This window comes from Pseudomonas canadensis (assembly GCF_030980095.1).
GTDB classification, from domain to species: Bacteria; Pseudomonadota; Gammaproteobacteria; order Pseudomonadales; family Pseudomonadaceae; genus Aquipseudomonas; species Aquipseudomonas canadensis.
In genome coordinates this window covers 2,728,846-2,748,974 of record NZ_CP133298.1, presented here as the reverse complement: position 1 = coordinate 2,748,974, position 20,129 = coordinate 2,728,846, and the positions used below count along the sequence as shown (strand labels likewise).

Below are 20,129 nucleotides of genomic sequence, written 5' to 3'. Positions count from 1 at the left end.
GCTTTAGAGAACTCGACCTTTTCTATTAAGCACGATCTTTTAGAGAAGTCCCGTTTCGTTACGCAACTTTTACGGCGGTCATATGGCTCTTTGCTTTCGCGTTGCAACCCTCTTGGATGTGCCCGGATTAGTGGCACTGGAACAGCACTGCTTCACCACTGACCGGCTGTCACAGCGAAGTTTCCAGTGGATGGTCAGCCGCGCCCATGGCCAGTTGCTGGTGGCGGACAATGACGGGCAATTGCTCGGTTATGCGCTGGTGCTGTTGCGCCGTGGCACCTCGTTGGCGCGTCTGTATTCCATCGCCGTTACCGAACCTGCGCGTGGCACGGGGCTGGGCAAACAGTTGCTGAGCCGCGTTGAAGCTTTCGCCGTGGCACAGGGTTGCACGCGCCTACGCCTGGAAGTACGCACCGACAACCCCGACGCTCTCAGCCTTTATGAGCGCAACGGTTATCGGCGCTTTGCCCTGATCGACGCCTATTACGAAGACCACACCGCCGCCCTTCGGTTAGAAAAGACCTTGTCCAGACTCAGCATCCTGTAGGAGCGAGCTTGCTCGCGAAGATCCACCAGACGCCGCGTTAAACCAGGAGTCTCGCGTCATCGTTGACGTTTTTCGCGAGCAAGCTCGCTCCTACAGTGGTCTTGGCTTCCAGCTCGCGCACCAGTGGCAACACACGCTTGCCGAAGTACTCGACTTCTTCCTGGAAGTGCAGGAACCCCGCCAGCACCAGGTCCACCCCCACCGCCTTGAGCGCGACGATGCGCTCGGCAATCTGTTGGGGCGTGCCGATCAGGTTGGTCTTGAAGCCATCGTTGTACTGCACCAGGTCTTCAAAGCTGGACTTGGCCCAGTTGCCCTCGCCTTCCGGCGATGCCTTGCCCGCTTGCTTCGCTGCATCGCCAAAGGCATTCACCGCCTCCGGGTCGGCCTTGTCGATGATCTCCGCGAGCACGGCGCGGGCTTCTTCCTCGGTGTCGCGGGCGATCACGAAGGCGTTGACGCCGACTTTGACCGAATGGTTGTTCGCCGCCGCTTTCGCGCGAATGTCATCGACCTGGGCCTTGATGCCTTCCGGGGTGTTGCCGTTGGTGAAGTACCAGTCCGACACCCGCGCCGCCATGTCCCGCGCGGCCCGCGAGCTGCCGCCCTGGAACACCTCCGGTTGGCCCAGTGGCTTGGGCTTGAGGGTGTAGTTGTTGAAGCGGTAGAAGTCGCCCTTGAAGGTGAATTCATCCTGGGTCCAGATGCCTTTGAGGGCGCGGATGAACTCTTCGGAACGGCGATAACGCTCATCGTGCTCCAGCCAGTGTTCGCCGATGGCCTGGAACTCGCCCTTGAACCAGCCGCTGACGATATTCACTGCGATACGGCCGTTGGTGAGCTGGTCGATAGTCGCCAGTTGCTTGGCCGCCAACGCCGGTTGCCAGGGGCCTGGCAGGATCGCGGCGATCACCTTGAGCGTGGTGGTCGCGGCCAGCAGCGCATGGCTGAATGCCACGGACTCATGCTGGTTTTCGGCACCGTAGCCCGCGGTGAAGCGGATCTGGGTGAGGCCGTATTCGAAGCCGGCGGCCTCCGCCAGTTGCGCCAGTTTGCGGTTGTAGTCGATGCCCCAGTGGGTACGTTGTTCGATCTTACTGACCACTAACCCACCACTGACGTTGGGCACCCAGTAGGCAAATTTCACGGCTTGCTGACTCATCTCGCGTTTCCTCGCACAAAGGGGATGTACCCAGGGCTTGAGCAGCAAGCGTGCCAGGCCGTGAAAACGCCCGGGCCAGGGGCGTTGCGCGCAATACTGCGTGCCGGCGTCGATGTCGCAGAGTGTACGGGTTTGTCGATCAGCTGTTGCCAGGGCAACAGTGGCTGAGCGCTTTGGCCCGTAAATACGGGCGCCGATACCCGGCACGGAGTATGCAATCTCCCCTGCATTGATCACTGCCCAGGAACCTTGCCCATGACCGAACAACACGTCATCAACCCGCTGTCCACTGGCGTCGACTATTCGACCTTGGCCGCGCGCTTTCGCCCGATCTTCCAACGCATCGCCGACGGCGCTGTAGAACGCGAACAGTCGCGCACCCTGCCCCATGAACCGATCCAGTGGCTCAAGGAAGCAGGCTTTGGCGCAGTACGCGTGCCGGTGGAATATGGCGGCGGCGGTGCTTCCCTGCCGCAGCTGTTTGAACTGCTGATCGAATTGGCCGAAGCCGATTCCAACGTACCCCAGGCCCTGCGAGGGCACTTTGCATTTGCTGAAGATCGTCTGAACGCCCCGCCCAGTGCCGGCCGGGATCTGTGGTTCAAGCGGTTCGTGGACGGCGATATCGTCGGCTGCGCCTGGACCGAGATTGGCAACGTGGCGATCGGCGATGTGGTCACCCAGGTCAGCCCTGACGGCGATGGCTGGAAGCTCAACGGAGAGAAGTTCTACAGCACTGGCAGCATCTTTGCCGACTGGATTGATGTGTATGCCCAACGCAGCGACACCGGTGGTGATGTGATCGCCGCCACCCGCGCCCGTCAGCCTGGGGTGGTACACAGCGATGACTGGGACGGCTTTGGCCAGCGCACCACCGGCAGCGGCACGTCGCGCTTTACCGACGCGGTGGTGGATGCGGAAAACGTCATCGACTTTGCCAGCCGGTTTAAATACCAGACGGCGTTCTATCAGTTGGTGTTGCTCGCCAGTTTGGCGGGGATTGGGCGTGCGGCCTTGCGCGATGTGGCGCATCAGGTGCGCAGCCGTAAGCGCATCTACAGCCATGGCAATGCGGCGCATGTGAGCCAGGATGCGCAGGTTCAACAGGTGGTCGGGGAAGTGGCGGCGCTGGTGTATGCCGCTGAGGCGAGTGCGCTGAGGGCGACGCTGCCGGCGCAACGGGCGTATTTGGCGCGGTTTGGGGGGGATGATGCTGCTGAGCGTATAGCCAATGTGGCTGCAGAGATTGAGTCGGCTACGGCGCAGGTGGTGGTGTCGGGGTTGATTCAGCGGGCTACCAGTGAGTTGTTTAATGCACTGGGGGCTTCGGATGTGCGGCAGGGTAAGGCGCTGGATCGGCATTGGCGGAATGCGCGGACGGTGTCGTCGCATAATCCGGTGATTTATAAGGCTCGGATTGTGGGGGATTGGGTGGTTAATGGGGTGGAGCCACCGTTTGTTTGGCAGATTGGGAATGGGCGGGGTTGAGCCTGGGTTTTGAGGGTATATCCGTTGCTGCGGTAACGGCTGCTATGGGTTCCGCCCTTACGGCGGCTCACTTTTGAAAAGCCGGAATGCCGGCCCAGTCAAAAGTAACCAAAACGCTCTTGCCCCAACACTCGGCACCTCGCCTAGGCTCGGTGTGCCCGTAATCCGACAGTTATTTGGGGGGCCGCCGCCCCGCGCCATCCATGGCGCGGGGCGGCTAAGATCAAAATCAAAAGCAAAAGCACTGCGGCCTGACAGCCGGCTTGAGTGGTGTAGAGCAAAGGCAAAGGGCAACGCAGTCCACTGTAGGAGCCGGCTTGCCGGCGATGGTCTTCAACGATGACGCGGGGAACCAGACAAAACGCGGCGGTCTCACGTTTTTCGCCGGCAAGAACTAGGCGTCCCCCCGGCTCCTACAAGTCCGCGTATCCACGATGCGAAGCGAGTCGCTCTTGATCTTGATCTGAGGCGCCCCGTTAAACACGCTGGCCGAACGCAGGCTTGAATCCGTGGGTAACCCGGCAGGACGCCGGGTTAGCCGCGCTGGGCCAAGGATGGCCCATCGCGGCGGCCCACGGATTCAAGCCGGAGTGAGGGCACACCGAGCCTAAGCGAGGTGCCGAGTGTTGGGGCAAGAGCCCTTTTGGTTACTTTTGGGGCTCTTTTCCAAAAGTGACCCGCCGTAAGGGCGGAACCAATACCAGCCATCACCCAAACAACGGATATGCACAAATCAAAACGCCAACTTATAACCAATGGCCATCAACATAACCGCCAAGCAAGGCCGCAACACGCCATCAGGCAGTTTGCCCGTCATATGGCTACCCACATAGATCCCCGGCAACGACCCCATCAACAAAAACCCCAACAAATGCCAGTCCATATTCCCCATGCTGGCATGCCCCAACCCCGCCACCAGGGTCAACGGCACAGCATGCGCAATCTCAGTCCCCACCAACCGCCGCGTCGCCAGAAACGGATACAAAATAAACAACGCCACCGTCCCCAACGCACCCGCACCAATGGACGTCAGCGCCACCATGGTTCCGAGGATCGCCCCCGTCACCACCGTCAGCGCATTCAAATTGCGCGGACTCATGTGATAGCTGTCTCCCGCATGCCGCTGGGCAAACCCCAACAGGCTCTTCTTGAACAGAATCGCCAATGCAGTCAGCAACAACACCACCCCAAGCGCCTGCTTGATCACCGCATTCATCACACTGGGATCAGTATGCAGGCTGGCCAGAAACCACAAGGTCAACAGCACCGCAGGCACGCTGCCCAGGGTCAGCCAGCCAGTAATGGTCCAGTCGATATTCTTGTTCTTGCTGTGCACCAGCACGCCACCGGATTTGGTGATGGCGGCATACAACAGGTCAGTGCCCACGGCGGTGGCCGGGTTGATACCGAACCACAACAGGATCGGGGTCATCAGCGACCCCCCACCCACACCGGTCATGCCCACGATAAAACCAACGATCAGGCCCGCCACCACAAAACCAAAATTACCCACATCCATTCCAGCTACCTGCGGCCTTATAAATTTCTGGCCGCAGGATAGCGATTTTTCTTATAACGACTTATATCAATATGATCTGACTTTATGCCTTTTAGCTCAGTCGATGACAGACATACGCTTGGGTTTGATACGGAAACGCCACGGTGTCGCGCCCCTTCAGTGAAGGATGCGTGTCGATCAGTGCCTGCAATTGCGCGGCCACCACAGCCTTGGACGCCTCCGGCAGCGCAGCAATAAAGCTCACGGAGAGAAAGCGATCCATGATCACCTCCTGAGGACTGCCCACATGACTGTAGGGAAAACAGGTCATTTCAGGCTCGGAAAAATACTTGCCAGTGAAGGCCTCACGCCAACGCCCCGTATGAAAACGCGGCGTATCCCCCTCGTACGGAGTAATGATGTCAGTGATGGCGGCGACCCAATCCACCGACTCATCCCGCACATTCCACACCAGGCCCAGTCGGCCGCCGGGCTTGAGCACGCGATGGATTTCCGCCAGCGCGGCCTCGGTGGAGAACCAGTGGAACGCCTGGGCACACACCACCGCGTCAGCGCTGGCGGCCGGCAGCGGGATGGATTCAGCCGTGCCATTGACCAGGCGCACATCGGGCAGCAGCTTGGTCAACTGCGCGCCCATCGCCGCCACCGGCTCGACGGCAATCAAGGTCGGCGCCAGGGTGCTGAGCAAGCGGGTGAATTTGCCAGTGCCGGCGCCCAGGTCGATCACACTGGACAGCGTGTCGATGTGCAGTGTGTCGGCGAGCCAGCCCGTAAGTTGTCTTGGATAATCCGGCCGACCTTGGGCGTAGGTGACGGCCTGGGTCGAAAAACCCTGTTGAGCAGACGTGTGAACACCAGTCATTGCCAATCTCTCCTCGGGTAAAGCGGGGACACAGTGTGCGCCCTCTCACCTTTATTTTCTAATCGCTGCATCCAATCGCGCAGGCCCTGGGTAGTCCTTTCAGAACCCCCGCTGTTTGACTGAAATGGAGAAGTACCCATGAACGCTAAAGCACTGTTCTGCCTCACCGCCCTGCTCGCTGCCACCCCCGCAGCGTTCGCCCAGACCGGCTTGCCCGACAGCATCAAGGTGCCGGACGGCCATAAGGTGGCGATGGAAACCACCGGCGTCGGCGAAATCACCTACGAGTGCCGCGACAAAGCCAACGCCGTCGGCCAGACCGAGTGGACCTTCGTCGGGCCCAAGGCCGTGTTGAATGACCGCAGCGGCAAGCAAGTCGGCACTTACTTCGGCCCGCCGGCCACCTGGCAGGCCAAGGACGGTTCGAAAATCACCGGCACCCAATTGGCCGTGGCCCCCTCGGGCGCGGGCAACTTGCCGTATCAATTGGTCAAGGCCAACCCCGCTGAAGGCAAAGGCGCGATGAGCGGCGTGAGTTACATCCAGCGCGTGGCCCTCAAGGGCGGCGTGGCGCCGAGCAGCGAGTGCACCGCAGCCAACAAAGGCAAGCAGGAAGTGGTGAAGTACCAGGCGGATTACATTTTCTGGGCGGCCAACTGAGTAAAGTCGTCTACGCTGCCCCCCATGCCGATCATTGGGGGGTAGCCATCCGTGTTTGATTACGAAGCCTGTCTGCAGGCTTGCGCCCGTGGCGATCAACGCGCCTTGCGCCAGCTGTATGAGCAGGAAAGCAGCCATCTGCTCGGCGTGGCGTTGCGCATCGCCAGGGACAAATCCCTGGCCGAAGATATCGTGCATGATGCGTTTATCAAGATCTGGCGAGGCGCCAGTAGTTTTGACCCCAGTCGCGGCTCGGCCCGTGGCTGGGTGTTCAGCGTGACCCGGCACCTGGCGCTCAACGTGGTGCGTAACCATTACCGCGAAGTGCCTTTGGGCGACGAACACGAGCAAGTCGCCGCAACCGAAACCTTTGAATTCAGCGCGCGCTCGGGACAGGTCCACACCTGCCTGGAGCAACTCGACCCGGCCCGTCGCACGTGCATCCTGCATGCCTATGTCGACGGTTATTCCCACAGTGAAATCGCCCAGAAACTCGACACCCCGTTGGGGACCGTCAAGGCCTGGATCAAACGTAGCCTCGCCGCGCTGCGGGAGTGCATGGCATGAACGACCCACTGGACGAACTGGCCAGCGAATACGTGCTGGGCACCTTGCCCGGCGAACAACGCGCCGACGTCGAACAACGCCTCAAGCACGATGCCGAACTACGCGCTGCAGTGGACGCCTGGGAGCAACGCCTGTTGCCGCTGACCGCCTTGGCGGAACCCGTACCGCCCTCCTCTGAGCTGTGGCGGCGTATCGAACGTAACATCGCCACTGCCCGCACGCACTGGTGGGACCTGCTGGCCGTGTGGCGCGGCCTGGCCGGTGCCGGGCTTTTGACCACGCTGGTACTGGCCGGGTTGCTACTGACCCGCCCGCCCACTGCCGACCCAAGCTTCGTGGTCGTGCTGGTCGCGCCGCAAAGCCAGGCACCGGGCTGGGTGATCCAGGCCAGTCATGATCAGCAGATTCAGCTGATCCCGTTGGGCGTGATGGAAGTGCCGTCCGACAAGGCCCTGCAGTTCTGGACCAAGGGCGACGGCTGGCAAGGGCCAGTGTCCCTCGGCCTGGTCAAACCGGGCCAGACGCTGTCGGTGCCGCTGGACAAGCTGCCGCCGCTCACGCAAAACCAGCTGTTCGAACTGACCCTGGAAGACCCGCGTGGCTCGCCGACCGGTAAGCCCACTGGGCCGATTCAGGCGATCGGCCGCGCGGTGAAGGTGCTCTGATCAGGCGACGGTGGGCAACCACACGCGAAACCGCGCACCACCCAGCGGTGAAGCCAACGCCGTCAGGCTGCCGCCCTGCGCTTCCAGGGCGCGCCGGCTGATGGCCAGGCCCAGGCCGAAACCACCCGTGGCGCGGTCGCGGCTGCGGTCCAGGCGGTAGAACGGTTCGAAGATGCGCTCGCGCTGGTCCACAGGGATGCCGATCCCGTCGTCGTCCACCCAGATTTCACAGCCCTTGGCACACACCTTCACGCCGACCTGGATACGCTTGTCGCAGTAACGCGTGGCATTGCGCAACAGGTTCTGCAACGCGCGGGCGGTGAGGCGTGGGTCGAGGCTGAAGCGCTCGACGGCGCAGTCGAGCGCCACGTCGATGACGATCTCGGGGTTTTCCAATTCGTCATCGACGCTGCCGAGCACGCTGTCGATGAATTCATCGAGGACCACTTCGACCCGCTCCGGCAACTGCGCCGGGTTTTGCAGGCGGCTGTAGGACAGCAACTCCAGCACCAGCTCATCCAGCTCGCGGATATGCGCCACCAGGCTTTGCAGACGTTCGCGACTGGCTTCGGGCAAGTCTTCGGACAATGCCAGGGCCAGGCCGAAATCCAGGCGCGTCAGCGGCGTGCGCAGTTCGTGAGAGACCGCATTGAGCAGGTCGCGTTGCTGGTTGAGCAGGTGTTCGATGTCGTCGGCCATGGTGTCGAACACCGTGGCCAGGCTGCCGATGTTGGAGCTTGGGGGAATGTGTGTGCGTTCGCTCAGATTGCCCTTGCCTAATTGGGCTGCGGTGTTTTTCAGGCGTTCCAGATCACGCCAGTGGGGGCGCAGCCACATCAGCAGACAGGCCAGTAACGCAGCCACGATCAACACATTGATCGCCCAGTACAGTACGTTCATGTCGAGTGGATCGGGCGGTATGGTCAGCTTGACTGCGAACTGCTCGTTGACCGGCGAGCTGATTTCGGTCATCCAGCCCCACTCCCCCAAGCGCACGACCGACTTGCCCTGCTCCAGCAGTTGTTCTTCCGCCGGGGTGTAACTGGCGTCCTGGCGCAGCAGTAATTGCACTTTCAGCGGTGCAAAATCGCGCCCCAGTTGCTCGGTCACCTGTGACCAGCGCTCTACCGGCGCCCGCAGGTATTGCTTGACGATCAGTTTCTGCTGGCCGCGGGTCTGCTCGATGTTGTAGTTCATGTAGCGGTGTTCGAACAGCTGGATCACCAGCGAGGGAATCAGGTAGATCGCCAGACTGTAGGTGACGATGGTGATCAGGTAGAGCCGCAGCAGTACTCTGAACATGGCTCAGCATTCCCACTCGGAACGGCTGAAGAGGTAGCCCTTGCCCCACACCGTCTTGATCTTGCGCGCTTCACCGGCATTGTCGTCGAACTTGCGGCGCAGCTTGGAGATGGCCACGTCCACCGAGCGGTCGGTGCCATTGAACTCAATACCGCGCAGGCGTTGCAGGATCTGGTCACGGCTGAGGACTTCGCCGGCATGCCGGGCGAGCACCACCAACAGGTTATATTCGCCGCTGGACAACTCCACCGGCTGCTCGCGCCAGGTCACCGTGCGCTCCGACAGGTCGATGCACAGGTTGCCCATGATGATCTGATCATTGGCCACCTGGGGTTCGGACAGACTGCTGCGCCTTAACAACGTACGCACCCGCGCCAGCAATACCCGTGGCTCACAGGGTTTGGTCACGTAGTCGTCGGCGCCCATTTCCAGGCCCAGCACCTGGTCGTGGCTGTCATCGCGGGCGGTGAGCATCAGGATCGGCAGCCCTGCCGAGTCGGCGCGTAGCAGGCGGCAGACTTGCAGGCCGTCGAGGCCTGGCAGCATCAAGTCGAGGATCACCAGGTCTGGCGGGTTCAGGCGCGCGCGTTCACGGACGTGGTCACCACGGCTGAGCACGCTGACGTGGTAGCCATTGCGTTCCAGGTAGCTGGCAATCAGCTCGGAGAGTGCGGCGTCGTCTTCCACCAGGAGGATGTTGGGCATTAAGGTGTTTCCAAAAAATACATGGTCGTACATAAATCCAATGTGGGAGCGGGCTTGCTCGCGAAAGCGGTGGTTCAGTTAACAGATTTGTTGGCTGATACGCCGCCTTCGCGAGCAAGCCCGCTCCCACATTTGATCTCCAGTGTTTGCAGGATTGTGCAAGGATATACGCCCTCTGCCGACTATGGGTCGCACCTTACATTTCTTCACAGACGAGCTACACAGCTTCACAGCACCACGGCGCAGGTGACTTTAGGATGCGCCAGTCAATATTGGGATAAGAGCATGTCGAAGAATCTGTTTGCGCCATTTTGCCTGCTGGCCCTCACCCTGGCCCTGAGCGCATGTGGCGACTCCGCCGCCGAAGCGCCGCAAATGCCCCTGGCCAAAGTGCGCGTCGAAACCCTTGAAGCAAAGCCCCTGGCCATTACCAGCGAATTGAGCGGGCGTATTGCCGCACCGCGCATCGCCGAAGTGCGTGCACGGGTCGCAGGCGTGGTGATGCAACGGGTGTTCAAGGAAGGCCATGACGTGAAACAGGGCGACGTGCTGTTTCGCATCGACCCCGCGCCGTTGAAGGCCGACCTCGACAGCGCCCAGGCCAACCTGAGCAAGGCCGAGGCCGATGCCTTCAAGGCGCGCCTGCAGGAACAGCGCTACAGCCAATTGGTGGAAGGCAATGCCATCAGCGGCCAGGACTACGATAACGCCCGCGCCGCCGTGCGCCAGACCAACGCCGAAGTCGCCGCCAACAAGGCCGCCGTCGAACGCGCCCGCTTGAACCTGGGCTACGCCACCGTGACTGCGCCGATTTCCGGTCGCATTGGTCGCGCATTGGTCACCGAAGGCGCACTGGTCGGCCAGAACGAGGCCACGCCGCTGGCGCTTATCCAGCAACTGGACCCGATCCACGCCGACCTGACCCAGTCCACCCGCGAGCTGAACGACCTGCGCCGCGCCTTCCGTGCCGGCAGTTTGAAGCAGGTCGGCCAGGACCAGGCCAAGGCCACGCTGATCGAGGACGACGGCAGCCTCTACCCGCTGCCGGGCAAGTTACTGTTCGCCGAGATCAGCGTCGACCCCGGCACCGGGCAGATCATCCTGCGCAGCGAGTTCCCCAACCCGGACCTTGACTTGCTGCCCGGCAGTTTTGTGCGTGTGCGCCTGGAACAGGCTGTCGACAAGCAAGGTATCAGCGTGCCGCAACGCGCCATCACCCGTGACAGCGCCGGTATCCCGATGGTGTTGCTGCTGGACGCCGAGCAGACCGTGAGCCAGCAGCCGGTGGAACTGGGTGCAGTGATCAATGACCGCTGGATCGTCAGCAGTGGCCTCAAGCCCGGTGACCGCATCATCGTCGAAGGCCTGCAACACGCGCGCCCCGGTGAAAAAGTTGAAGTGGACGACAGCCCGCTCGTAAAGGAATAACCCGCCATGCCGCAGTTCTTTATTGACCGCCCGATCTTCGCCTGGGTGGTCGCCCTGTTTATCCTGCTGGCCGGCCTGCTGGCAATCCCGCAATTGCCGGTGGCGCAGTACCCCAACGTGGCTCCGCCGAAAGTCGAGATCTATGCGGTGTACCCCGGTGCGTCGGCGCAGACCCTGGATGAAAGCGTGGTGAGCCTGATCGAGCAGGAGCTCAACGGCGCCGATCACCTGCTGTATTTCGAGTCCCAGAGCAGCCTGGGTTCGGCCACCATCACCGCCACCTTCCAGCCGGGCACCAACCCGGAAATGGCCCAGGTGGACGTGCAGAACCGCCTCAAAGCGGTCGAGCCGCGCCTGCCGCAAGCGGTGACCCAGCAAGGCTTGCAGGTGGAGAAAGTCTCCGCCGGTTTCCTGCTGCTGGTGACCCTCACCTCCAACGACGGCAAGCTCGATGACGTGGCGCTGAGTGATTACCTGGCGCGCAACGTGATGAACGAACTCAAGCGTCTCGACGGTGTGGGCAAAGCTCAGCTGTATGGTGCCGAGCGCGCCATGCGCATCTGGATCGACCCGCAGAAATTGATCGGCTTCAACCTGACGCCGGCCGACGTGAATGCCGCGATCAGCGCGCAGAACGCCCAGGTCTCGGCGGGCAGCATCGGTGATTTGCCGGGCACCAACACCCAGGAAATCACCGCCGCGATCCTGGTCAAGGGCCAGCTTTCAACGCCAGCCGAATTTGCCGACATCGTGCTCAAGGCCAACCCCGACGGCTCGACCGTGCGCATCGGCGATGTGGCGCGGGTGGAAGTCGGCAGCCAGGAATACCAGTTCTCCACCCGCCTGAACGGCAAGCCGTCCACCGCCGTCAGCGTGCAGTTGTCGCCCGGCGCCAATGCGCTGAGCACCGCCACCCTGGTGCGGGCAAAGATGGACGAGCTGTCGCGCTACTTCCCGGCCAACGTGGAGTACAAGATCCCGTATGACACCTCGCCGTTCGTCAAGGTCTCGATCACCAAGGTGGTCTACACCCTGCTCGAAGCGATGGCACTGGTGTTTGCGGTGATGTTCCTGTTCCTGCAGAACGTGCGCTACACCTTGATCCCGACGCTGGTGGTGCCGATTGCCCTGATGGGCACTTTTGCCACCATGCTGTTGCTGGGCTTCTCGATCAACGTACTGACCATGTTCGGCATGGTACTGGCCATCGGCATCCTGGTGGACGACGCCATTGTGGTGGTGGAGAACGTCGAACGCATCATGGCCACCGAGGGTCTGTCGCCCAAGGAAGCGACGAAAAAAGCCATGGGCCAGATCACCGGGGCCATCATCGGCATTACCCTGGTGCTGGTGGCGGTGTTCCTGCCGATGGCGTTCATGGCCGGTTCCGTGGGGGTTATCTACCAGCAGTTCTCGTTGTCGATGGCCACCTCGATCCTGTTCTCGGCATTCCTCGCCCTGACCTTGACCCCGGCCCTGTGCGCCACCTTGCTCAAGCCGATCGCCAAAGGCGAACACCATGCCAAGGGCGGTTTCTTTGGCTGGTTCAACCAGCGCTTTGAAAGCCTCACCGACCGCTATGAAGGCTGGGTGGCGTATGCCCTCAAGCGCAGCGGGCGTTACCTGTTGATCTACCTGGTGCTGCTGGTGGGCCTGGGCTGGATGTTCAGCCGCCTGCCCTCCTCCTTCCTGCCGGTGGAAGACCAGGGCTACACCATCACCGACATCCAGTTGCCACCGGGTGCGAGCAAGAACCGCACGGTGCACGTGGCCGAGCAGATCGAAGCGCACAACGCCGAGGAACCTGGGGTGGGCGACACCACCATGATCATGGGCTTCAGTTTCTCCGGTTCAGGGCAGAACGCCGCGCTGGCGTTTACCACGCTCAAGGATTGGTCGCAACGCAGCAGCGATGATTCGGCCTCGTCGATTGCCGACCGCGCCAACATGGCCTTCAGCGAGCTCAAGGACGCGGTTGCCTACGCGATCCTGCCGCCGCCGGTGGACGGCCTGGGCACGTCCAGCGGCTTCGAGTTCCGCCTGCAAGACCGGGGTGGCGTCGGCCATGCCGCACTGATGGCGGCACGTACTGAATTGCTGGCCGCCGCCGAGAAAAGCCCGATCCTGGCCAACGTGCGCGAAAGCGCCCTGGCCGAAGCACCGCAAGTGCAGCTGGAAGTGGACCGCAAGCAGGCCAACGCACTGGGCGTGTCCTTTGCGGACGTGGGCAACGTGCTGTCCTCGGCCATCGGTTCGGCCTATATCAACGACTTTCCCAACCAGGGCCGCATGCAGCGGGTGGTGGTGCAGGCCGAGGGCGACCAACGCAGCCAGGTGGCGGACTTGATGAAAATCAACGTGCGCAACAACGCTGGCAAGATGGTGCCGCTGTCGTCCTTTGTCGAAGCCAAATGGACCCAGGGCCCGACCCAGCTGACGCGCTATAACGGCTACCCGGCCATCGCGATTTCCGGCGAAGCGGCACCGGGACACAGCACTGGTGAGGCGATGGAGGAGATCCAGCGCCTGGTCAGCCAGTTGCCGGCAGGTTTGGGCCAGGAGTGGACCGGTTTGTCGTTGCAGGAACGCCTGTCCGGCGCTCAAGCACCCTTGCTGTTGGGCTTGTCGCTGCTGATCGTGTTTCTGTGCCTGGCGGCGCTGTATGAAAGCTGGTCGATCCCGACCTCGGTGTTGCTGGTGGTGCCGCTCGGTGTGCTCGGCGCGGTCGTCGCGGTGGGCTTACGTGGCATGCCCAACGATGTGTTCTTCAAGGTCGGCCTGATCACCATCATCGGCCTGTCGGCGAAGAACGCGATCCTGATCATCGAGTTCGCCAAGGACCTGTATGACCAGGGTGAAGACCTAGTCACCGCCACCTTGAAAGCCGCACGCTTGCGTCTGCGACCGATCATCATGACGTCCCTGGCGTTCATCCTCGGCGTGGTGCCGTTGGCGATTGCCACGGGCGCCAGTTCCGCCAGCCAGCAAGCGATTGGCACGGGGGTGATTGGCGGCATGATCACGGCAACGCTGGCGGTGGTGTTTGTGCCGGTGTTCTTTGTGGTCGTGATGAAGTTGGTGCGTAAACGCCACAAAACAGACTGATCAACGCCCCCCTGTAGGAGCTGGCTTGCCAGCGATGCAGACACCTCGGGCTTTCAGACACACCGAGTCGATGCGATCGCTGGCAAGCCAGCTCCTACAAGGGTTATGGTGTTCACATACAACTGCCTGTGAGCCTCCATGCCCTTCCTCGCCCGCACCCACCCTCGCCTCTCCGCTGCTGCCGTGTTCGGGATTACCTTGGGCATCCTGGCGCCGGCCGACAGCCTCATCAGCAAAATCCTCATAGGTTGGAACGCCGGGGTTTGGACCTACCTGGTGCTGATGCTCTGGCTGACCCGCCGCGCCAAAGCCGAAGACGTCAAACGCATCGCCGAGATCGAAGATGAAAATGCCGGCCTGGTGCTGTTCACGGTGTGCATCGCCGCCCTCGCCAGCCTGGCGACCATCACCTTCGAACTGGTGGGCAGCAAAGACCTGGCCACCTCGGAACGCCTGCTGCACTACGGTTTCACCGGGCTGACGGTCATCGGTTCGTGGTTGCTGATCGGAGTGATCTTCAGCGTGCATTACGCGCGTCTTTATTACACCTGGGACGGCAAGGAGCCGGCGCTGCGTTTTGCCGAGGGCCTGACGACGCCCAACTACTGGGACTTCCTGTATTTCTCGTTCACCATCGGCGTGGCGGTGCAGACTTCGGATGTAGGTGTGGCCACGCGAAGCATGCGCAAGGTGGTGCTGGGGCAGTCGTTGATCGGGTTTCTGTTCAATACAGCGATCCTGGGATTCTCGATCAATATTGCGGCAGGGCTTTTCGGCTAAGCGATACCCTCTCGTGCTGAGCACTTGCTTAAGCCTAAAAGAAATAAAGAACCGACCTATTGAACTGTCATATCTGACAGTAGATTTATTCAAGAAAACGCGTCTAATTGAAACCTAGGTACGTTGGCTGATTCGAGGACAGTTGTCGATAAAGCCAGGCACCGTTCAGTGTTTTGACCTATTCATCAAAGATGGAGACACAATCATGCCAGCACAAACTGCAACGCTGAATTCCCACCAACAGAGCGTATTGATCCCCTGGGCACTTGAGGCAGCGGGAACCTTCTCTGTGTTCCTGGATGGCCAGGACATCGACATCCAAACCATCACTATTGTGAATGACCCCTCCCAACGCATTCTGCGTATTACCGGGCGCAACACCGTGGGCCAGGATACAGTGCGGGAAATCGACATTGAGTTTGCGGATCACACGCCGGCCGGCACGACGTTCATTTTGGAGGATACTGAATTCACCTCCACCAGAATCTGGCTATCGGTCAAGACAGCGACCGAATCCTATGCTGTTCGCGGCGTTAACGGCACCTTGTCTATTCAACAAATCTCCCCGCAGCTTATCAAGGTACAAGGCGCCGCCGTTGCTCGCACCGATACCGACCCGAACGGACAGAAACACGACTTGATCATTAACTTCGACATTCGCACCTGAACCAGCAAACAAAAAAAAGCCCGTATCTAGCGATACGGGCTTTTTCCTAATCGGGATTTACCAGGTGTAACGAACACCCACGTTGGCACCCCAAGGCTGTTCAACTTTGCCGCCGCTGCTGTGTTCAAGGTCAGCATGCAGTTGCAGGTTCTTCGACAGCTTCACCGCTACCCCCGCACCGAACTCGGCACGCGAGCCAGATAGGTCGTTGTTGAATACATTGTTGTTCACCGACACCTTATTGTTGTTGGCAAACTCGTGCACCATTGCCGCCCGCAGGTAGGGCTGGACCACGCTGCCACTGTCGAGTTGGATATCACGCCCAACCGTTGCACCGGCCTTGGCCATGATCGAGCGAGTGCGCTCACCCTTGGCTTGCAGGCCATTGTCCAGGTTGTAATTGGCACCCTGGATCACCACGGTCGACACCTGGGCATACGGCTCAACAAAGAAGCCGTCATCGAGCTTGATGTTGCGACCGAACTCAGCCGACAAACCACCACCGGTGTTGTTGTACTTGCCTTTCGACGTGGTGCCATCGCTCAAACCGACCTTGGACTCGTTGTGGAACCGGTTGACCTTGGCGACCGCATCGAAATACAGGCCACTCTCCTCGTCCAGCCAGGTGGCATAAGCGCCCAGGTAGTAGCTTTTCACGTTACCGGACGTACCGCGTTTGAGGTTCAGGTCAGATGTGCTGTGACCGGCCATCACACCCACCAACCACTGGCTATCGGCCAGCGGCATGTCGGCGCCCAGGGTAAAGCCCTGTTGAGTCTGGTCGTAGCCTACGCCCGTGCTGTCAGACACTTTGTATTTGTTGCCATAACCGCGTATCCACAGACCCGACTGGCCCGGTTCGAAGCGCAATTCACCCATACGGGTACGCAGTGAAGTTGCCTCGCCGTACCACACGGTAGGTGCAGTATTGAACAGCGCCATTACCGAACGCGTGCCAGGGCTGATTACGCGATTGTTCGGGTCAAGGAACCAGTCGGTCCCTTCCTTTTTCAAGCTGTAAGAGTAGGCACCTACGTCGACCACATCGCCCACCAGGGAGAAATGGGCGTCGCCGCCACCGGTGTGCACGATGCGAATGTCTTCGGGGTTGACCGGCTCCGCACCGCTGGCAGCGAGCAACAGGCTGTGATTGCCCTTGGCCTCACCTTCGATGTTAAGAAAGTCCGTGATACCACGGGCAAAATCGGTGCCCATGACAAAGGTGCCGTTGCCTTCCAGGGTGTCCAGGTCCAACTGATAAAACGCATCAGTGGCACCAAACTTCACCGTGCCACCAGCCAGGTTCAAGGCGCCCACCTGGCTGTCGCCGGTCAACTCCCAAAACGATGCATCGCCCACGTTCAGGCTGGTGACATTTTTCAACTGGCCGGTAAGGCCGGCATTGTTCTGCAGGCTCAAATGCGCGGTACTGCCATCCTCGACAATCACATTGCCGTTCAACCAACTGTTATCGACATTCATATTGGCGGTCGCGCCACCGTTCACCTCCAACAGCGTGCCGTTACCACCGGTCAAGGTCGAACCATTGCGTACGTCGATGTCGACCGTCGGAACACGACCCGGCCTGCCTTCTACAAGAATCGCGGAACCCGTGCGACCTTCGACATGCGAGTTGTCCAGCACCAGCTTGCCGGTTTCAGCGCTGTTCAACAGGTTCGTCATGAGTACACCGTTCTTGCCACCGATCAATGTACTTTGGCTGGCGGTTACGAGTGCGCCGCTGTCCAGTCGAACGCCGGCACTGTCGGCACCGGTGCCTTCAACCCAGGTATTTTGGTTGAAATGCAGCTCGCTGTTGCCTTGCGCAAGCGCACCGGCAGTAGCGCCTTTGATGACACTGCTGAACACTTCAGCAACCCCACCCTTAAGCGAACCGGCACTCTGGAACGCCTGCAAGCCAAAATTGGTATGGCTGATCAGGGTGCTGCCGGTGATGGTTGCGGTGCTGTCATCCAGGCGTACGGCGCCAAACGACGGGTTGCTCGACTCCACATGTGCACCAGTGAGACTGACAGTCGAGCCTTGCGTAGCGCGGATATCATTCACTCGACTGCCGGCGTTCACGATCAACGCCGAATCATTGACCAGGATACTCTGTGCAGCGGCGCCATTAAGGGTCAGTTCGGACTTATGATCCAGTTGCCAGTCTTTGGACGTTTCACTGGCGTCAATGGTCTTTTGTTCGCCAATCAAATGATCGGCGTGGGCAGCCCCATGAACCGCTGCAAACATAAGCAGGGTCATGGTCGGGACTTTGATAATCGCGCTCAGGGGCTTGAGCTTGAAGTGGGCTGGTACGTGCATGGTCGTTCACTCTCTGGGGTTAGAGCCGATGAAAACGGTTTGGCTCGTTCCCAAGGAATGGAGCCTTACCTGTGCGGCGCAGAGAGTACGGATAAAGCATCCCAATCTATGTAGGATTTATCTTATTAAGGCGAGTGAACCGGCAGCGGTCAGGGCAGGGGGAAATACTTGCGCAAAACAAAAAAGGGGAGCTGCGCTCCCCTATTCTTTTCAGGCTTGATCAAGGTGAGGGAATATTGGTCCCATCGCAGAAGTAGTGGGTGTTCGCCAGCGTGCTACGTATATCCGATTGCTCACCATAGCCGGTCACTCCATTGCTCAAAACCGTCTCATAGGTCGCCGCGCACGTCCCCCTCGGGGCCTGAGCCAGGTAAGGCTGGTAGTCAATTTCGAACGTGATCCCGTTGTCGATGTCGGCTTGGCTCAAGCTCGGGTGAGTAAGCGTCAACGTGAACGGCCCGGCTGGCAGGTCGGCGTAGGTATTGTGAAGGATCAACGTCAATGTCAGTGGCATACCGACGGCCATGCGTGTATCGCCTGGCACATGAACCTTACCAAACAGCACGGGCGGAGTGCCGGGCGTCCGAGTCTCCAAGTCCGAACAGAACCAACGACCCGCAGTCGTAACCACATACTGTGCTTTCGCCAACTCCACGACGACGGCGCCCTGCACATCGACCGTGGTGGGTGGCGACTCGTTTTCGTTGGTTGTCGCCGGGTCGAGGACCAGATACTTGATGGTCTTCATGTCGTTGCCATGACGGGCGACTACGTCCCAGTCAATAAAGAACGAGATCGGATTGGCCGTCGCGCTGACAGGGAACGGTCCGACCCGCTCATCCTCCCAGAGGAAGATGATCGACTGTCCCGAATGCGGCAACTCTGCAACGGTCCACGGTGCGATGTCCACGCGTACCTGTTGATTAGCATGGGCAGGCAGCAATACGTCCGGAGTGGTCGAGCCAGCACCGAATACGTGGGCCTGGTTAAGGTTGGGGTTGGGTGAACCCGGCTCACCAGGGTTCACGGGACCGCCTACCGACAAATCGAGCATGAACGTGTGAATGAACGAAGGGAAAGAAGTACCATTGCGGGAAATCCGATACTGTACGGTCGTCGGCTGTGGCCCAATGGCCTGGGTATAAGCGGCACGGAATTCAGCCTGCAAATTACCGAATTTCTGCGGGAACGTTGTGAATGGCATTCCCAGACCGTTGTAACCCCGGCCACCAATATTCACTTCCAGCCGATCAAGCAAGGGGGCGTGATTGTTATACGTCCTGACCCATACTTCAGGGTTAAGCAGGTAATCCTTGATATCAATCAAGTTGTCTGTTTCACCAAGATCGGGTACAGGTGCCAGCGGTAAATGCGGGGCTTTGCGTTCCGGATCGTCGATCAAGGCAACGCGCCGAGTTTCGACGAACGAAGGGCGACTGACGTTACCCGCCCGGTCTGTGAGGGTGTAGAACGCGTAGTAGTCCCCACTCAAATCAATCATTGCTGCCGGTAGGAAAAACGTATTGCCTGTCGGCAGCATTGGAATCCCACCGGGGGGGCTGACGATGTCCGCTGGGCGCGGGAACATCACCGGGCTCCAGTAGAAGGTAATGAAGTCACCAGCCTGCCACCTGCCTGGGGGAGGCACGAAGGTGTTATCAGGAATAACGAACTCCACCCCGCCATACATGACCAAATATGCGTTGTCGATCACCGCACCTACGGGAAGCGTTGCGGGCCATCCTACTGCACCGGGCTGATCACGAAAGGTGGCATCGGAATAGGGCGAAAGCAGGTCAACGGTAAAATTACCAGGGTCCGAGGGTTCTCCCGTCGCTGCCGGTACACCACCGAGGTTGAGGTATTGAACGCTACGTAGCAGATAGAAACCATGCCGGAAACCACCTGCTGGCGCGCGTACGGTGATATTGAACCTAACAGGGATAGGGAAAGTAGGGTCCGTACTCATTTGCATCGGCGATGTCACAGGAACCCAGACCTTTAACGGTTGCGAATCGTCCGCCATTTCGACTTGGATAAAATCATCGTAATCTGAAATGTCGCCCGTTTTGCATCGTACAGTGAGGTCGGCCGTCGCATTACGGGCCAAAATCGTCCCGGTGGCATCATCCAATGCCCCCACAATTGTGGGAGCGGCTGGGGCTGCCCGGGGGGTCAGTGGCATATTCGGATTGCTGCTCATTTTTGATGATCTCCACGTTCGTCCAATATAGGTTTCTTACAAAAAACCACTCATCCGCCGGGCTGCGTTCGACCTCCGACCTCAAGTGCCAACGAACTCATTTCCCGGCAATACCTCTCCCTACCGCTTCATATGCGGCATAGC

The 20,129-nt window shown here is 60.0% G+C and carries 15 protein-coding genes and 1 pseudogene; 9 read left to right on the top strand and 7 right to left on the bottom strand.

Annotated elements, in window-relative coordinates:
- Window positions 1-82: 82 nt before the first annotated feature.
- Window positions 83-526 (top strand): annotated as a pseudogene (locus tag RB216_RS12585) (GNAT family N-acetyltransferase); the annotation flags it as partial.
- Window positions 527-584: 58 nt separating this feature from the next.
- Here RB216_RS12585 and sfnG read toward each other — a convergent pair.
- Window positions 585-1,709 (bottom strand): dimethylsulfone monooxygenase SfnG, encoded by a 1,125-nt coding sequence (gene sfnG / locus RB216_RS12580; RefSeq protein ID WP_028615929.1) that lies wholly within the window; start codon window positions 1,707-1,709, stop codon window positions 585-587.
- Between the two features lie 255 nt (window positions 1,710-1,964).
- Between sfnG and RB216_RS12575 the strand changes: the two genes are divergently transcribed.
- Entirely contained in the window at window positions 1,965-3,197 is a 1,233-nt protein-coding gene (locus tag RB216_RS12575; RefSeq protein ID WP_028615928.1) for an acyl-CoA dehydrogenase family protein, read from the top strand.
- A 733-nt stretch (window positions 3,198-3,930) separates the two neighbouring features.
- Here the strand turns inward: RB216_RS12575 and RB216_RS12570 are convergent.
- Window positions 3,931-4,716: a sulfite exporter TauE/SafE family protein gene (locus tag RB216_RS12570; RefSeq protein WP_016979380.1), complete on the bottom strand. Its 786-nt coding sequence runs from the start codon at window positions 4,714-4,716 to the stop codon at window positions 3,931-3,933.
- 91 nt (window positions 4,717-4,807) lie between these two features.
- The gene (locus tag RB216_RS12565; protein WP_308908769.1) at window positions 4,808-5,578 is read right to left on the bottom strand and encodes a class I SAM-dependent methyltransferase; all 771 of its coding nucleotides are present in this window, start codon (window positions 5,576-5,578) and stop codon (window positions 4,808-4,810) included.
- Window positions 5,579-5,716: 138 nt separating this feature from the next.
- Between RB216_RS12565 and RB216_RS12560 the strand changes: the two genes are divergently transcribed.
- The 3 genes from RB216_RS12560 to RB216_RS12550 are packed head-to-tail and all read left to right on the top strand — an operon-like array spanning window position 5,717 to window position 7,470.
- Window positions 5,717-6,238: a DUF3455 domain-containing protein gene (locus RB216_RS12560; protein WP_028615926.1), complete on the top strand. Its 522-nt coding sequence runs from the start codon at window positions 5,717-5,719 to the stop codon at window positions 6,236-6,238.
- 51 nt (window positions 6,239-6,289) lie between these two features.
- Window positions 6,290-6,805 carry a sigma-70 family RNA polymerase sigma factor gene (locus RB216_RS12555; protein ID WP_028615925.1) on the top strand — a complete coding sequence of 172 codons (516 nt, stop codon included), beginning with the start codon at window positions 6,290-6,292 and terminating at the stop codon, window positions 6,803-6,805.
- Window positions 6,802-7,470 carry an anti-sigma factor gene (locus RB216_RS12550; protein WP_028615924.1) on the top strand — a complete coding sequence of 223 codons (669 nt, stop codon included), beginning with the start codon at window positions 6,802-6,804 and terminating at the stop codon, window positions 7,468-7,470. Before RB216_RS12555 ends, RB216_RS12550 begins: the two co-directional genes overlap by 4 nt.
- On the opposite strand, the gene RB216_RS12545 is transcribed toward RB216_RS12550, so the two are convergent.
- The gene (locus RB216_RS12545) at window positions 7,471-8,772 is read right to left on the bottom strand and encodes an ATP-binding protein (RefSeq protein ID WP_028615923.1); all 1,302 of its coding nucleotides are present in this window, start codon (window positions 8,770-8,772) and stop codon (window positions 7,471-7,473) included.
- Window positions 8,773-8,775: 3 nt separating this feature from the next.
- The gene (locus RB216_RS12540; protein WP_010210801.1) at window positions 8,776-9,477 is read right to left on the bottom strand and encodes a response regulator; all 702 of its coding nucleotides are present in this window, start codon (window positions 9,475-9,477) and stop codon (window positions 8,776-8,778) included.
- Between the two features lie 285 nt (window positions 9,478-9,762).
- Between RB216_RS12540 and RB216_RS12535 the strand changes: the two genes are divergently transcribed.
- The 4 genes from RB216_RS12535 (at window position 9,763) to RB216_RS12520 (ending at window position 15,457) form a co-directional block, all read left to right on the top strand.
- A complete protein-coding gene (locus tag RB216_RS12535) occupies window positions 9,763-10,905 on the top strand; it encodes an efflux RND transporter periplasmic adaptor subunit (RefSeq protein ID WP_308908768.1) in 1,143 nt (380 codons plus the stop codon).
- Between the two features lie 6 nt (window positions 10,906-10,911).
- Window positions 10,912-14,010, top strand: coding sequence for a multidrug efflux RND transporter permease subunit (locus RB216_RS12530; RefSeq protein ID WP_028615922.1), 3,099 nt, complete (start codon window positions 10,912-10,914; stop codon window positions 14,008-14,010).
- A gap of 138 nt (window positions 14,011-14,148) precedes the next feature.
- Complete coding sequence (locus RB216_RS12525) at window positions 14,149-14,790, top strand: DUF1345 domain-containing protein (RefSeq protein WP_028615921.1); 642 nt, start codon at window positions 14,149-14,151, stop codon at window positions 14,788-14,790.
- A gap of 205 nt (window positions 14,791-14,995) precedes the next feature.
- Window positions 14,996-15,457, top strand: coding sequence for a hypothetical protein (locus RB216_RS12520; RefSeq protein ID WP_028615920.1), 462 nt, complete (start codon window positions 14,996-14,998; stop codon window positions 15,455-15,457).
- Between the two features lie 57 nt (window positions 15,458-15,514).
- On the opposite strand, the gene RB216_RS12515 is transcribed toward RB216_RS12520, so the two are convergent.
- Both RB216_RS12515 and RB216_RS12510 read right to left on the bottom strand, forming a co-directional pair.
- Window positions 15,515-17,782: an autotransporter outer membrane beta-barrel domain-containing protein gene (locus RB216_RS12515; protein WP_308908767.1), complete on the bottom strand. Its 2,268-nt coding sequence runs from the start codon at window positions 17,780-17,782 to the stop codon at window positions 15,515-15,517.
- 220 nt (window positions 17,783-18,002) lie between these two features.
- Window positions 18,003-19,985, bottom strand: coding sequence for a hypothetical protein (locus RB216_RS12510; protein WP_308908766.1), 1,983 nt, complete (start codon window positions 19,983-19,985; stop codon window positions 18,003-18,005).
- Window positions 19,986-20,129: the final 144 nt, after the last annotated feature.

What these genes read in the sequence shown, in the direction of transcription:
- RB216_RS12540 (WP_010210801.1), bottom strand. Translation starts at nt 9,477, where the DNA reads ATGCCCAACATCCTCCTGGTGGAAGACGACGCCGCACTCTCCGAGCTG.
- RB216_RS12515 (WP_308908767.1), bottom strand. Translation starts at nt 17,782, where the DNA reads ATGCACGTACCAGCCCACTTCAAGCTCAAGCCCCTGAGCGCGATTATC.
- sfnG (WP_028615929.1), bottom strand. Translation starts at nt 1,709, where the DNA reads ATGAGTCAGCAAGCCGTGAAATTTGCCTACTGGGTGCCCAACGTCAGT.
- RB216_RS12550 (WP_028615924.1), top strand. Translation starts at nt 6,802, where the DNA reads ATGAACGACCCACTGGACGAACTGGCCAGCGAATACGTGCTGGGCACC.
- RB216_RS12570 (WP_016979380.1), bottom strand. Translation starts at nt 4,716, where the DNA reads ATGGATGTGGGTAATTTTGGTTTTGTGGTGGCGGGCCTGATCGTTGGT.
- RB216_RS12520 (WP_028615920.1), top strand. Translation starts at nt 14,996, where the DNA reads ATGCCAGCACAAACTGCAACGCTGAATTCCCACCAACAGAGCGTATTG.
- RB216_RS12530 (WP_028615922.1), top strand. Translation starts at nt 10,912, where the DNA reads ATGCCGCAGTTCTTTATTGACCGCCCGATCTTCGCCTGGGTGGTCGCC.
- RB216_RS12525 (WP_028615921.1), top strand. Translation starts at nt 14,149, where the DNA reads ATGCCCTTCCTCGCCCGCACCCACCCTCGCCTCTCCGCTGCTGCCGTG.
- RB216_RS12510 (WP_308908766.1), bottom strand. Translation starts at nt 19,985, where the DNA reads ATGAGCAGCAATCCGAATATGCCACTGACCCCCCGGGCAGCCCCAGCC.
- RB216_RS12545 (WP_028615923.1), bottom strand. Translation starts at nt 8,772, where the DNA reads ATGTTCAGAGTACTGCTGCGGCTCTACCTGATCACCATCGTCACCTAC.
- RB216_RS12535 (WP_308908768.1), top strand. Translation starts at nt 9,763, where the DNA reads ATGTCGAAGAATCTGTTTGCGCCATTTTGCCTGCTGGCCCTCACCCTG.
- RB216_RS12565 (WP_308908769.1), bottom strand. Translation starts at nt 5,578, where the DNA reads ATGACTGGTGTTCACACGTCTGCTCAACAGGGTTTTTCGACCCAGGCC.
- RB216_RS12575 (WP_028615928.1), top strand. Translation starts at nt 1,965, where the DNA reads ATGACCGAACAACACGTCATCAACCCGCTGTCCACTGGCGTCGACTAT.
- RB216_RS12560 (WP_028615926.1), top strand. Translation starts at nt 5,717, where the DNA reads ATGAACGCTAAAGCACTGTTCTGCCTCACCGCCCTGCTCGCTGCCACC.